Source organism: Sporolactobacillus putidus (genome assembly GCF_014647035.1).
GTDB lineage: Bacteria > Bacillota > Bacilli > Bacillales > Sporolactobacillaceae > Sporolactobacillus > Sporolactobacillus putidus.
Window position 1 is genome coordinate 42,969 of record NZ_BMOK01000002.1, and the last position, 14,341, is coordinate 57,309.

Consider the following 14,341-nt stretch of genomic DNA (forward strand, 5'->3'; position numbering starts at 1 on the left):
CGAACTATTTCCAGTATTTCCATAGATACTATAACATACCCGTCTTTTTAAGGCAAGAACGGCAGAAAAAGTTGTGTTTCGGCCATCAAAGACGCTCAAAAGAGAGAGAGCTGGTTGGCATCAGGCATCCCTTCAAGACATCCCTGACTCTCGAGATATTCCAACACCGTTTTTGAAATTTTTGCGCGCCTCTGCAGGTCTTCCTTCGATAGAAACTCCCCTTGTTCCCGCGCTTGGGCAATCGCCTTTGCCGCGTTTGTTCCGACGCCGGGAATGGCGTTGAAAGGCGGAATCAGTGTGTCACCGTCGACAAGAAAACGGGTCGCATCCGAATGGTACAGGTCGACAGACTGAAAACTGAATCCGCGTTCGCACATTTCGAGCGCAATTTCCAGCACAGTCAGCAGGCTCTTTTCTTTCGGAAGCGCGTCATTTCCCTTCTTCTCTATTTCATCCATTTTTTCGTTGATCGCGTCCGATCCACGTTTCATTACATCAATATCAAAATCATCGGCTCTGACAGAAAAATAAGTGGCATAAAAAAGAATCGGATAGTGCACCTTAAAATAGGCAATACGTATAGCCATCAGCACATATGCCGTCGCGTGAGCTTTAGGAAACATATATTTAATCTTCAGGCATGATTCCATATACCAGTCCGGAACATTATTCTCCTTCATCTCGGCAATCCAGTCATCGTTCAATCCCTTTCCCTTTCGCACGGATTCCATGATTTTAAATGCGTGCGAGGGTTCCAGGCCTTTATGCATCAGATCAATCATGATGTCGTCACGGCACGAAATCACGTCTTTCAGGACGCATGTACCGTTGTCAATCAGCGTCTGTGCATTTCCGAGCCAGACATCCGTTCCATGCGACAGGCCGGATATCTGAACAAGTTCGGCGAAGGTCGTTGGCTTGGTGTCCTCCAGCATTTGCCGGACAAAACGGGTGCCGAATTCGGGTATGCCGAGTGTGCCCGTTTTACAGCGGATTTGTTCCGGGCTGACGTCAAGGGAGTCCGTTGAACTGAATATTTTTATGACTTCCTTGTCATCGGTTGGAATCGATTTTGGGTTGATACCGCTCAGATCCTGCAGCATTCGGATGACAGTCGGATCGTCGTGCCCAAGAATGTCCAGTTTTAAAATGTTGTCATGAATCGAATGGAAATCAAAATGCGTTGTCTGCCATTCCGCTGTCCGGTCATCGGCCGGATACTGAACGGGTGTAAAATCATAAATTTCCATGTCGCGGGGAACGACGACGATGCCTCCGGGATGCTGGCCGGTTGTCCGTTTGGCTCCGGTGCAGCCCGCAGCGAGCCGGTCGCGTTCAGCCCCGCGGAGACGGCCTCCCGTATCCTCCTCATATCCCTTAACATAGCCATATGCCGTTTTATCAGCGATGGTGCCTATCGTACCGGCACGAAAAACTTTGTCCTCACCGAAAAGCACTTTCGTATAGTTATGGGCAACCGGCTGATAATCCCCCGAAAAATTCAGATCAATGTCCGGAACTTTGTCCCCTTTGAAACCGAGAAACGTTTCAAAGGGAATGTCATGCCCTTCTTTTTTCATCGCCGCGCCGCATTCGGGACAGTTCCGGTCGGGAAGGTCAAACCCGCAGGCGACCGATCCATCGGTGAAAAATTCAACATGATGGCATTCAGGACACAGATAGTGGGGCGGCAGAGGGTTCACCTCGGTGATCTCAAGCATGGTCGCAACGAGCGATGATCCGACCGAACCTCTTGATCCGACCAGATAGCCGTCGGACAGCGACTTTTTAACGAGCTTATGGGCAATCAGGTAAATAACTGAAAAACCATGCCCGATGATACTCTTCAATTCTTTATCCAGTCTTTTTTCGACGATTTCAGGAAGCTGATCGCCATACAGAAAATGTGCCCGTCCGTAAGTCTTCTCCCTGACTTCCTCTTCTGCTCCGTCGATCGTCGGTGTGTAAAGTTTGTCCTTCATAGGCAGCACTTCGCTGATCATTTCGGCAATCGCATTCGGATCGTCCACAACAACTTTCTTCGCTTTTTCCTCTCCAAGAAAACTCATGCATTCAAGCATCTCATCGGTTGTACGGAAATGGACATCGGGCTGCGTCTGGCGGTTGAGCGGGTTGCCTGCCTGAGACGCGATCAGGATTTTCCGATAGATTTTATCGTGCTCATCCAGGTAGTGAACATCGCCAGTCGCCACTACCGGTTTATCCATTTTTTCGCCGAGCTTCACCAGCTTAATCATGATATCTTTAAGAGCAAGCTCGTCACGTACAATCCCTTTCTCAACAAGATGCATGTAATTGGAGGGAGGCTGTATTTCTATGTAATCATAAAATGCCGCGACTTTTTCTGCAGCCTCCGCCGACTTCTGCATCATCGCCTCGAACAGCTCGCCTTTGTCGCATCCCGATCCGACGATCAGCCCTTCACGGTATTTGGCCAGAATGGAACGGGGAATTCTGGGGACACGGTAAAAATACTTTACATGAGCCAGTGAAATCAGCTTATAGAGATTCTTGAGACCGGTCTGATTTTTCACAAGCAGGATGACGTGCGACGGACGGATGCGGTCCATGTTGCCCTTTCCTAAATTATCGTTCAGCTGATCATGGTAGACCATCCCTTTGGCCGCGGCATCTTGGAACATTTTCCACGCAAGATAGCCGGTCGCTTCCGTATCGTAGATCGCGCGGTGGTGATGCGTCAGCTCAATATTGAATGCTTTGCAAAGCGTATCCAGTTTATGGTTTTTAAAGCCCGGGTAAAGAAAACGGCCGAGCTCAAGCGTATCGATGACCGGATTGTCCGCTTTTTCATAACCGAGTCCTTTATAACCATTATTTAAGAACCCCATATCAAAAGTCGCATTATGAGCAACAAGGATGGCCTCGCCTGCGAACGCTCTGAACGCTTTGATGACTTCACCTGCATCCGGGGCGTCTTTCAGCATTTCGTCCGTAATACTCGTTAATTCCGTAATCTTTTTAGGGAGGGGGTGATGGGGATTTGCAAACTCGTCAAACTTTTCAAGCACCTCGCCGTTTTTTATCTTGACGGCCGCCAGCTCGATGATCGTGTCATAGACGGCGGACAGTCCCGTTGTCTCCACATCGAATACGACAAACGTGTCATCCGAAAGCAATCTGTGTGCCATATTATAGGCAATCGGCACGCCGTCATCGATCAGGTTGGCTTCAACACCATAAAGAACCTTGATGCCATACTTCTTTCCGGCAGAATAAGCTTCCGGGAAAGACTGGGCAACCGCGTGGTCCGTAATGGCGATCGCCCGATGTCCCCATTCCTTAGCCCGCTTGATCAGTGAACCGGCCGTGACCACGGCATCCATCTGACTCATGACCGTATGCGCGTGAAGTTCCACCCTTTTTTCGCCTTCAGACGCTGTATCAAGCTTTTTATGGGGTGGAATTTCCTCTATGTCATTGGCAATCATGACCAGATCGCGGACGAAACTGTCATTCTGCACGCCGCCCCGGACCTTTGCCCACATGCCTTTCTTCAGGCCCTGAAACTTCCCGGCATCTTCTTTATCCCTGGAAAAGATTTTGATGATCAGCGAATCCGTGTAATCCGTCATCTTAAAAAGGAGCAGCGTTCTCCCGCTGCGCAATTCACGAGTCTCTACATCGAAAATATAACCCTGAATGGTTATACGGCGCTCTTCATCTTGTATCGTTTCTATTGCGACCGGTTCATCATGAATGTCGTAACCGATCTTAAACGGTCCCTCGGGTACTCCTTCATCAGCAGCTTCTTCCGCCTTTTTCCTTTCCATCATAGTCTGAATGACTTTCTGCTGATCTTCTTCTTCACGTTTTTTCACAAAAGAATCGTAGGCTCTCGCCTTATCCTCCTGATCGACTTTAACGTCAAGCGTCAGCGGCGGAAAACCGCAGCGATGAAGTTTTTCGTTGACCGCGTGAGGCAGTTTCCGCTTGATCAGACCCGCCTCTGCTTCATTTGAGGCAGAAAGACAGAGCTGTTTTCCGATTAGACTCGGAGTCTGTCTGGAGAGGCATCCTTTCAGTGAAGGAAATTCTGCCGAGAGATGAGCGCAAGCCATAGGCCAGTATTGTTCGAACAACTCTCCAAAGCCTTCTTCAATCCGCGTCTGCAAGGAAAAGCTTACACTTCTGACCACGGACTGAAAGTGTTTCTTCAGCTGAGTGTCGAGCCACTCAAAGACATTGCGGGGCAGTAAGCGCTCCACGATGAATTCAAAATGCCATCGGCGCTCTTCCTTATATACGGTCAGTTTTTCGATTTCACCGCGGCGAAGATAACTGTTCATCCAGTCCTCGGGAGCTTCAATCTGCTGCATCAGAATAACCCAGCGTGCCGATTTGGATAGCGGTTCGGTCATCTTTCATGATCTCCTTTCACTATGATTCTATTAAACGACGCATCCGGACCGGAGCTGATCTGCTCTTTTAGATGAAGCAGCAGACAGCGAAATCAAAAAAGAAAAAGGAGCTGCGTTTTCTGCTGTGCTCCCTGTCCGGCAAATAATCGATCAGTTCCGTCCATTCAGTAATTCCGTAATGGCCTGTTCAAGTCTGTCAGTACCTGTTTCAACCCGTTCCTTCTCCCTGCGGTCCGCAACTTCTACGATGTGATCGGCCGCTTTTTTGCCGACAATGACCTGAACGGGACATCCGATCAGCTCACTGTCGGCAAATTTTACACCCGGACGCTCTTTCCGATCGTCCCAGAGCACATCAAATCCTTTATCCTGAAGATCATGATAGAGTTTATCCGATAATGAAAGCTGCTCCTCGTTTTTCGGATTGACGGTAATCAGATGAATCGCAAACGGAGCAAGCGATTTCGGCCAGATCAGCCCGTCCTCGTCATGGTACTGTTCGCAGATTGCCGATAGTGTGCGTGAAATACCGATTCCGTAACACCCCATAATCAGCGGCTGATTCTTTCCCTCTGAATCAAGGAAAAGCGCATTCATCGTCTCGGAATATTTTGTTCCGAGCTTGAACACTTGCCCGATTTCGATTCCCTTTGCGAATTTAATCGTTCCCTTACCGTCCGGCGAAGGATCACCTTCCTTAATGAAGCGTAGATCAAAAAAGTTTTCAATGTTCAAATCGCGCTCGGGATCAATTTGGATATATGTCACGTCTTCCTTTTCGCTGTATAAAACGCCACGTGTCAACCCTTTTATTCCATTGTCGGCCAGAACCCGAACGCCCTTCTCGGGATGAAACGCATCCGGTTTCTGCTCCGGGTCAAGCGGTTCAATCATATCCGTCCCCAGAACATTTTTCACTTTAACATCGTTGACTTCGTCGCCGGCCCTCAAAAAAACAAGAACCGTTTCCGAACGGGCTTTAAACCATTCGGCTTTTACCCAGTCGCTGTCATCCGTGCTCACTCTGCCCGCTTTTTTCTCCAGAGGCAGACTGTCTTCAGCCCTTTCCTTCCCCTGATCCATAACTTCTGCCATTTCCAGATTTGCTGCGAAATCCGAACTGTCTGAATAAGCGATCGTGTCTTCTCCGATTTCAGCGAGCGCCTGGAACTCATGAGTGTCCTTGCCGCCCATTGCCCCCGAGTCGGCAAGCACAGCCCTGTACTTCAGTCCGCAGCGATCAAAAATGCGGCAATAGGCATGGAATATGGCCCAATACGCTTCGTCAAGACTTTCTGCATTCGCGTGAAAGGAGTAGGCATCCTTCATAATAAATTCTCTTCCGCGCAGCAAACCGAAACGCGGTCTCTTTTCATCTCTGTATTTCGTCTGAATCTGATAAAGTGTGACTGGCAGTTTTTTATAGGTGTTGAGCGTATCGCGCACCAGACTAGTGATCAGCTCTTCCCCTGTTGCACCCAAAGCAAAGAAGCGGCCGTGACGGTCCTTCAGCCGCATCAGTTCCGGGCCGTAGACATCCCATCGGCCGGATTCATGCCACAGTTCGGCTGGCTGCATGGCCGGCATCAGAAGTTCCTGGGCGCCGGCCCGATCCATCTCTTCGCGCACAATAGCCTCAATCTTTTTAATGACTTTATACCCGAGCGGCAGATAGGAGTAAACACCTGCCGCATTCTGCCTGATGAAACCGCCGCGCAAAAGCAGCTGGTGGCTGGCGGATTCAGCATCTGCCGGCACTTCCTTCAATGTCGGGATAAACATTTGGCTCTGTCTCATGTATCGCACCCCATACTTTAAGATATCTGTCTAACGCAAGAATAAATTCTGTATGTCATTCCATGTCACAAGAATCATTAACAGCATTAAAAATGCGAAACCGATGAAGTGAACAAACGCTTCTTTCTGCGGTTCGACCGGTTTCCCTCTCAGCGCTTCAACGATCAGAAACAACAGCCGGCCGCCGTCCAGGGCAGGGAGCGGCAGCAGATTGATAACCGCCAGATTGACGCTGAGGAACGCCGTCCAGTTCAAGACAAGAAGGAAGCCCTGCGCGACCACCTGCCCCGTCGCTTTATAGATGCCGACCGGCCCGGCCAGCTGATTCAGGTTAAATCCGCCGGTAACCAGCATTTTCAGTCCGCTCAGCTCCATTTGTATCCAGTAAACCGTCTGTGTCACACCGCCTTCAAGAGAAGCAAGGATGGAATGATGTGTCGGTCCATAAACACCGATGAACCCTTCCATCCCCTTTTCCGCCTTTCGCTGGTCGGCCACCACGTTGATGGTGCGAATTTTACCGTCACGCTTAACGGTAAAAGACAGTTTTTGTTTGGGGTGGGCGCCGATGTAGTTCTGAATCGACGGCCAGCTGTTCATCTTCTGACGATTGATTTCAATGACTTGGTCATTCGCCTGCAGCCCCGCTTTTTGCGCGGGATAGCCCGGGATCGTGCTTCCGAGAAGCGGAGCATTGGAAGGTACACCCTGAATGCTGAAGTAGACAATGAAAATAACCACGGCCAGCAAAAGATTCATAAAAGGGCCGGCAAAAATCGTAAGAAAGCGTGCCGGCAGGGTTTTCGAAGCGAACTGTCTGTCAAGCGGCGCAATCTGAAAGTCCTGATCATCAACCACATAGGTCGCCTTGCGATCCAGGTTATAATGAACAATAGGTCCGTCTTCTTCCTCGTAACCGGAAATGTGCAGCCCTTTCTCCAAGTCGCAATGTTCCACTGTCATAAAACGGGCATCCGCGTATTTTTCGAGATGATTGGTCACGATTCTTGTGACCATACCCTTAGAATCAAAAAACAGACCGACGCTTTGCCCCGGCTTGATCTCGATAATTTCGGGGTCCTCTCCGGCCATCCGCACATACCCGCCGATTGGAAGAAGCCGCAGAGTATAAACCGTCTCACCTTTTTTTAACGCGAAAATTTTCGGCCCGAAACCTATGGCAAATTCTCTGCAAAGAATTCCGGATCGTTTGGCGACAAGCAAATGGCCGAGTTCATGAATTGAAACGAGCAGCCCAAAAATAAGCACAACAACGATCAACGTTTCCACGATGTCTTCCACCTCACTCGCGGTTATTTTTTTCGGATCTGTGAACGGACAAATGCACGTGCCTGCCGGTCTGCTTCTTCTATCGCTTCGAGACCCGGTTCACGGTCAGGTTTATGATGTTCAAGTGCTGCTTCAACCAGTGGTTCAATTTCCAGAAATGAAATTTCTCCGTCGAGAAAAGCCTGTACAGCTATTTCGTTAGCCGCATTCAGTACGGCAGGCATCGTCCCGCCGGCCCTTCCCGCTGCATAAGCCAGTGTCATAGCGGGAAATCTTTGCCTGTCCACCTCTTGAAAATGAAGCGATCCTATTTCCCATAAGTTTAACCTTTTTGTCTGTTTAAGTTCAAGTCTTTTGGGATAGGTAAGCGCGTACTGAATCGGGACGAGCATGCTCGGCAGTCCGAGCTGGGCAATGACACTATGATCAGCATATTCGACCAACGAATGAACAATACTCTCCTTGTGGATGACAATATCAATTTGGTCGTACGGCACCTGAAAAAGCCAGTGGGCTTCGATCACTTCCAGACCCTTATTTATCAATGTTGCCGAATCGACAGTAATCTTTGCACCCATCGACCAGTTCGGATGCTTCAGCGCATCGGCCACGGTCACATTTTTCAGCTCTTCTCGTGTTTTGTCACGGAAACTGCCTCCCGACGCCGTCAGGATCAGACGGGAAAGAGCGGTGCGGTCTTGCCCCTGCATGGACTGAAAAATGGCGGAATGTTCACTGTCGATAGGAATAACTGAAACGCCCGCTTTTTTCGCCTGTTCCATGACAAGATGTCCTGCGGTTACCAGCGTTTCCTTATTGGCAAGACCTATCGTTTTCCCCGCTTCTATGGCGGCAAGCGTCGGTTCAAGCCCGATGCTTCCGAGTACCGCATTAACCAGCATATCACTGTCTGCGAAAGTCGCTGCCTCTATCATTCCCGCAAGTCCATAGACGATCTTTTCTCTGCCGCCCAGTTCGGCCTTCAGCCGTTCGGCAATCCATTTATTTTTCACGGCAACTAGTTTTGGACGGAATTCATCAATCAGCGGAAGCGCTTTTTCAATATTCTCGCCAAAAGCCATTGCAGCTACTGAAAAATGTTCCGGATGCTCGCGAATCACTGCAAGCGTTTGCGTACCTACTGATCCGGTTGCTCCAAGTAAACTGATTCGTTTCAATGCCGATCCCCCTTTTTCAGTTTATGACGCCAATCAAATATAAAATCGGCAGAACGAAAATCAGACTGTCGAATCGATCGAGCAATCCGCCGTGGCCCGGAAGAATGTTTCCGGAATCTTTAACGCCATAATAACGTTTCAGCGCGGATTCTCCCAAATCTCCAAGCTGACCGAACGTTGCGATAAGTAAAGTGACGAGCAGAAGTAACCACCACGATGGAAAGATGGGATCACGCAAAACGAATTGGAAAAGGACGGCCGCGATCAGAGCCGTAAACAGTGCACCGACTGCTCCCTCCTTGGTTTTCTTCGGGCTGATCTTCGGGGCGAGCTTGTGCCTGCCCCACCTTCTGCCGATAAAATAAGCCCCGCTGTCTGCCGCCCAAATGATAACCAGCACAAAAAAAGCAAGGGAGAAGCTGCTGAGCCTCACATGGACGAGCAAATGATAAGAAAATCCTATGTAAAAAACCGACATCAGGAGATAGGCAGCTTGTTCAAAATGAAAACGATTTTTAGAAAAGACTGTCGTACCGACAAACAGCAGCACAAGGGCCGCAAGTAATTTGATAAACAGAAGGCCGAACGCATCTTCTGAAGGCAAAAGCGTGCCAAGTACGATACCGGCTACGCAAAATGCTCCCATCAATACCCCGGGAGAGAGCAGAGGGAGCTTTTTCAGTGCGGCAAGTTCCATATAACAGATAACGGCAATGGCAGCGGACAGGAGTGTAAACGGGACGGAACCGACAGCCATGACCGCAACAAATAATCCACCGGCCAAAGTTCCCGTGATCACTCTCAGTTTCATCGCTTTTCGCTCCCTTTTTCAACAATACCCCCGTATCGGCGCTGCCTGGATGCAAATTCGCGGACAGCTTCCTGAAGGTTCCCTTCATTAAAATCCGGCCAATAGACGTCCGTAAAGAAAAGTTCGGTATAGGCGAGCTGCCAAAGCATAAAATTGCTGAGGCGTATTTCACCGCTTGTCCGTATCAAAAGATCAGGATCAGGCAATGCCCGGCTCATCATGTATTTCGAAAGCACATCTTCATCAATCGTATCTGACCTCAGCTTATCTGACTGCACATCTCGTACAACAGTCTTTACTGCCTGAACAATTTCTGAACGACCGCCATAATTAAGGGCGAAATTTAAAATCAGTCCGTTATTATTTTTTGTCCGGTCAATCGCGTAATTCACAGCTTTCATAGTGTGGGCCGGAATAAGCGACAAGTCTCCCATTGCGCGGACCTGAATATTATTTTCAATTAATTCAGCAAGGTAAGAGTTGAGAAATTGCTCAGGAAGCTTCATTAAAAATTCAACTTCAGTTTTCGGCCGTTTCCAATTTTCAGTGGAAAAAGCAAAGAGTGTGAGCACCTTAATGCCTAACCGTCTCGCCTCATTTGTCACTTTCTTAACCGTTTTTAATGCTTCCCGGTGTCCGGCAATTCTCGGCAGGCCTCGTCTCTTGGCCCATCGCCCGTTTCCGTCCATGATAATCGCAACATGCACCGGAACTCTTTGCAGGCTGCCCGCGAGCCGCTCCTGTCCGCCTACTTTTCCTGTCCTGATAAAGGAAAACTTCTCAAACATCCTCTTTCCCCCATTGTCGATACTGAGTGAAGACAATATAAATTTTAAAAAGGATCAGTCAGCATCGATCAGTCTGATTTTCGTTACGCTCAAGATGTACGGAAGAGAACATCCATATTATTCGCACGGCGGATTAAATGTCCATCATTTCCTTTTCTTTTTCAACTGATATACGATCAATTTTTTTAATCGTTTCATCGGTCAGTTTCTGGACGTCTTCTTCAGCGCTGCGGACATCGTCCTTAGTCAATTCATTGTTTTTTTCCATCTTTTTCAATTGATCATTCGCATCCCGGCGTACGTTTCGGACGGCAACTTTAGCTTCTTCAGCAATTTTTTTAACGAGTTTGACAAGTTCTGTGCGCCTTTCTTCCGTAAGCGGAGGAATGGCAATGCGGATGATCGTCCCGTCATTCGTCGGTGTGATGCCCAGATCCGATTTCAGGATGCCTTTTTCAATATTTGCCAGAGCGGTTCGGTCATAAGGCTGAACAACAAGCAGTCTTGCCTCAGGTGCGGTAATTGCGGCAATCTGTTTCAGCGGTGTTTCCGCACCATAATATTCAACAGTGACTTTATTCAATATCGATGGATTGGCGCGTCCCGCACGAATCGTCACCAATTCACGCTGAAACGACTTCACTGCTTTTTCCATTCGTTCTTGTGCTTCTTTCAGAATATCATTTTGAGCCATTGGTTATCTCCCCTTTACGACCGTGCCGATGTCTTCGCCCAGGACGGCACGTTTTATATTTCCCGCTGCCAGAGAGAAAACGACAAGCGGAATATCGTTATCCATGCTCAGTGAGGAAGCGGTTGAATCCATAACTTGAAGGCCCTCATTCAGGACACGCAGATATGAGATTTCTTTATATTTTTTCGCACTTTTATCCACTTTCGGATCTGCTGAATAAACACCGTCGACATTGTTCTTAGCCATTAATATCACGTCTGCCTCAATCTCGGCCGCTCTCAAAGCCGCTGTGGTGTCTGTTGAAAAATAGGGATTTCCTGTTCCGGCAGCAAATATGACCACACGCCCTTTTTCAAGATGCCTGATCGCCCGTCTACGAATATAGGGTTCCGCTACCTGCCTCATATCGATCGAAGTCTGTACCCGAGTTTCAACGCCGAGCCCTTCCAGACCGTCCTGCAAAGCAAGTGCATTGAGCACGGTTGCCAGCATTCCCATGTAATCGGCCTGAGCGCGGTCCATTCCCATTTCGCTGCCCGTTTTCCCGCGCCAGATATTTCCTGCTCCGACGACAATTGCCACTTCAACGCCGAGGCCGACCACTTCTTTCACCTGTTCGGTAATTGAACGGATGACTTTCGGGTCGATTCCGTATCCGCTTGAACCTGCCAGCGCTTCCCCGCTCAATTTCAGGATGACACGCTTATATTTTGCATTCTCCGGCATCTTTCATCTACCCCTTCGCCCGTGTTTGTTCTAATTTTAAAAAACGGGACACGTGATCCGTGCCCCATTTTGTCCATTCTTTGTCTCACAGAGGTGCTGAAAACACATTGAATGTTGCAAAACACCAACAATCCTTTTTGTCTCCTTTTTCAGCACACACCTGCGGGCGCCAATCATTGATTCATTTGAGCTTTGACTTCTTCAGCAAAATTTTCGGTTTTCTTTTCGATACCCTCGCCGACCTCATAGCGGACAAATGCGCTGATTTCAGCATTTTTGCTCTTTAAATAGTTTTTAACGGTGATGTCGCCGTCTTTAACAAACGGCTGATCGACAAGGCAGATTTCCTTAAAAAATTTATTGAGCCGACCGGCAACCATTTTATCCACAATATTAGCCGGTTTTCCTTCTCCAAGTGCTTCCTGAGTCAAAACTTCTTTTTCGTGGGCAACCACGTCAACAGGAATTTCTTTCTCCGTAAGATAACGCGGTTTAATAGCGGCGACATGCATGGCCACATCTTTTGCCGCTTCAGCATCTCCGCCAGCAAGTTTAGTCAGTGCAGCGATTCGGCCGCCCATATGGAGATACGCCCCAAAAACTTCGCTATCCGTTTTATGGAGAACTGTAAAACGCCGCAGAGACAACTTTTCTCCGATTTTCGCAATGGCGGCGTTTATATGTTCGGCGACTGTTTCGCCTGTGGCGAGGTTCTGTTTTAAAGCTTCTTCAACATCCGCCGGTTCCTGATTCAGCAGATGTTCAGCCAGCGTTTCAATTAACTGCCTGAATTCAGCGTTTTTGGCAACGAAATCCGTCTCGGAGTTCACCTCGAGCGCAACAGCTTTGTTACCGTCAATCTTGATTTCCGCCAAGCCCTCGGCAGCAATCCGACCCGATTTTTTGGCCGCTTTGGCGACTCCTTTCTCTCTCAGTACATCAATTGCTTTTTTAATGTCGCCTTCCGTTTCAGCGAGTGCCCTTTTGCAATCCATAATTCCGGCTCCGGTAAGATCACGCAGTTCTTTAACCATTTTTGCACTAATTGCAGCCAATGGACATCCTCCTATCACTTTGTCATTTTGCTTTTTTCATTAAAAGAGTGATAAAGGGCTTTTCCCCTTATCACCCTGTTATAGTCCCATGTCTTTTTTTATTCTGCTTTTACGGGTTCTTCAGCAGGAGCTTTCGCCTGTTCCGGAGCAGCCGAAGCTTCCTCGGTTTCCTCACCCTGATTCGCTTCAAGAACCGCATCGGCCATTTTCCCGGTAAGGAGTTTAACAGCGCGGATCGCATCATCATTACCCGGAATAATAACATCAACTTCGTCAGGATCACAGTTTGTATCCACAATCGCAATGATCGGGATGTCAAGCTTATGTGCTTCAGTAATTGCAATTCTTTCCTTGCGAGGATCGATCACAAACAGCGCCTGAGGCAGGCTTTCCATTTCCTTGATGCCCCCGAGAAATTTTTCAAGCCGGGCCAATTCTTTCTTGAGACCGACAACTTCTTTTTTAGGGAGCACGTCGAATGTACCGTCTTCCTGCATTTTCTCAATGTCCTTCAGACGTCGGATCCGTTTCCTGATTGTTTCGAAGTTCGTCAGCGTACCGCCGAGCCAGCGCTGATTGATGTAGTACTGCCCCGAACGTTCGGCTTCTGCCTTAACTGAATCCTGCGCCTGTTTCTTCGTGCCGACAAAGAGAATCTTTCCGCCCTCCGCCGCAATGTTTCTGACAAACTGATAGGCTTCCTCAACTTTTTTGACCGTCTTCTGAAGGTCGATGATGTAAATACCGTTTCTCTCTGTAAAAATAAAAGGTTTCATTTTCGGATTCCAGCGGCGTGTCTGATGACCGAAATGCACGCCGGATTCCAGTAACTGTTTCATGGAAATAACTGCCATTTCAAATGCCTCCTGTTGGTTTTATTCCTCCGCCGGCCTCTCCTTCGTGCACAGCTGAACGATTCCAGCACCGGTGCATGAATCAGCCTGCGTGTGTGATTGACACCAAACGTTACTATACCACAAACCGAATACAGTTACAAGATCAGCGGGACACTTTGTTTCTGAATTTTAACAGCAGTTCTATTTCCCCTTCTCCGCGGTTCAGTCTTTTTGCTATCTCATGGACAGTGTACCCTTTTTTCTGAAGTTTCACGGCCTGAACAAACGGTGACTCCTCGAGGCTGTCCTGAATCTTCTCAATCGGCGGCACCCATGGGTTCAGGTTCCCGGCTTCGTTCGCAGCCGTTGTGTGATCCGTAACTTGATCCACATTTTGTTCGCTTGGCCCTTCTGCTATCTTTTCCTTCAACAATTGACCAAAGCCCGGAGATTCGGCCTGTTCCTCCCTCTCTGGAAAGGGAGAGGCAGCCGTTTTGTTCTGCTGCGCTTCCGTTTCTTCTTTTATAACTGTATTTTTATTCATTACATTCCTGACTTCCGAGGCCAGCCGGTCGTTTTCTTTTCGAACATCTTCCAAATAAGCCGTAAAAACTTCATTTATATCATCCATAATCCGATCTGTTTTTTTCTGCTCAAGTACCCTGATTCTTTGGTACAGGTGCAAAATTAGATATAAGGCCAAAATGATCAGGACAAAATTAAAGATCATCCACGCAGCCGTCACAGGTCTCACCTTCATTTCTCA

At 48.4% G+C, this 14,341-nt stretch carries 11 protein-coding genes; all 11 read right to left on the reverse strand.

Translation table 11 applies throughout. The annotated features are described in order from the left end of the window. Positions 1–95 precede the first annotated feature (95 nt). A complete protein-coding gene (locus tag IEX81_RS02450) occupies positions 96–4,400 on the reverse strand; it encodes a PolC-type DNA polymerase III (RefSeq protein WP_188801476.1) in 4,305 nt (1,434 codons plus the stop codon). A gap of 150 nt (positions 4,401–4,550) precedes the next feature. Beyond that, positions 4,551–6,197: a proline--tRNA ligase gene (locus tag IEX81_RS02455; RefSeq protein WP_188801477.1), complete on the reverse strand. Its 1,647-nt coding sequence runs from the start codon at positions 6,195–6,197 to the stop codon at positions 4,551–4,553. A gap of 30 nt (positions 6,198–6,227) precedes the next feature. Then, a complete protein-coding gene (gene rseP / locus IEX81_RS02460) occupies positions 6,228–7,487 on the reverse strand; it encodes an RIP metalloprotease RseP (RefSeq protein WP_188801478.1) in 1,260 nt (419 codons plus the stop codon). A 23-nt stretch (positions 7,488–7,510) separates the two neighbouring features. Continuing rightward, positions 7,511–8,665 (reverse strand): 1-deoxy-D-xylulose-5-phosphate reductoisomerase, encoded by a 1,155-nt coding sequence (locus IEX81_RS02465; RefSeq protein ID WP_188801479.1) that lies wholly within the window; start codon positions 8,663–8,665, stop codon positions 7,511–7,513. A gap of 16 nt (positions 8,666–8,681) precedes the next feature. Then, the gene (locus tag IEX81_RS02470) at positions 8,682–9,476 is read right to left on the reverse strand and encodes a phosphatidate cytidylyltransferase (RefSeq protein WP_188801480.1); all 795 of its coding nucleotides are present in this window, start codon (positions 9,474–9,476) and stop codon (positions 8,682–8,684) included. Next, positions 9,473–10,264, reverse strand: coding sequence for an undecaprenyl pyrophosphate synthase (gene uppS, locus IEX81_RS02475; RefSeq protein WP_188801481.1), 792 nt, complete (start codon positions 10,262–10,264; stop codon positions 9,473–9,475). Before uppS ends, IEX81_RS02470 begins: the two co-directional genes overlap by 4 nt. Positions 10,265–10,397: 133 nt before the next feature. Next, the gene (frr, locus tag IEX81_RS02480; RefSeq protein ID WP_188801482.1) at positions 10,398–10,958 is read right to left on the reverse strand and encodes a ribosome recycling factor; all 561 of its coding nucleotides are present in this window, start codon (positions 10,956–10,958) and stop codon (positions 10,398–10,400) included. A 3-nt stretch (positions 10,959–10,961) separates the two neighbouring features. Continuing rightward, complete coding sequence (pyrH, locus tag IEX81_RS02485) at positions 10,962–11,684, reverse strand: UMP kinase (RefSeq protein ID WP_188801483.1); 723 nt, start codon at positions 11,682–11,684, stop codon at positions 10,962–10,964. A 173-nt stretch (positions 11,685–11,857) separates the two neighbouring features. Beyond that, positions 11,858–12,739 carry a translation elongation factor Ts gene (gene tsf, locus IEX81_RS02490; RefSeq protein ID WP_188801484.1) on the reverse strand — a complete coding sequence of 294 codons (882 nt, stop codon included), beginning with the start codon at positions 12,737–12,739 and terminating at the stop codon, positions 11,858–11,860. A gap of 98 nt (positions 12,740–12,837) precedes the next feature. Then, the gene (gene rpsB, locus IEX81_RS02495) at positions 12,838–13,593 is read right to left on the reverse strand and encodes a 30S ribosomal protein S2 (protein WP_188801485.1); all 756 of its coding nucleotides are present in this window, start codon (positions 13,591–13,593) and stop codon (positions 12,838–12,840) included. Positions 13,594–13,738: 145 nt separating this feature from the next. Beyond that, the gene (locus IEX81_RS02500) at positions 13,739–14,320 is read right to left on the reverse strand and encodes a hypothetical protein (RefSeq protein WP_188801486.1); all 582 of its coding nucleotides are present in this window, start codon (positions 14,318–14,320) and stop codon (positions 13,739–13,741) included. Positions 14,321–14,341: the final 21 nt, after the last annotated feature.

Coding starts and splice junctions, on each gene's coding strand:
- IEX81_RS02455 (WP_188801477.1), bottom strand. CDS start 6,197: ATGAGACAGAGCCAAATGTTTATCCCGACATTGAAGGAAGTGCCGGCA.
- IEX81_RS02470 (WP_188801480.1), bottom strand. CDS start 9,476: ATGAAACTGAGAGTGATCACGGGAACTTTGGCCGGTGGATTATTTGTT.
- uppS (WP_188801481.1), bottom strand. CDS start 10,264: ATGTTTGAGAAGTTTTCCTTTATCAGGACAGGAAAAGTAGGCGGACAG.
- pyrH (WP_188801483.1), bottom strand. CDS start 11,684: ATGCCGGAGAATGCAAAATATAAGCGTGTCATCCTGAAATTGAGCGGG.
- IEX81_RS02450 (WP_188801476.1), bottom strand. CDS start 4,400: ATGACCGAACCGCTATCCAAATCGGCACGCTGGGTTATTCTGATGCAG.
- rpsB (WP_188801485.1), bottom strand. CDS start 13,593: ATGGCAGTTATTTCCATGAAACAGTTACTGGAATCCGGCGTGCATTTC.
- frr (WP_188801482.1), bottom strand. CDS start 10,958: ATGGCTCAAAATGATATTCTGAAAGAAGCACAAGAACGAATGGAAAAA.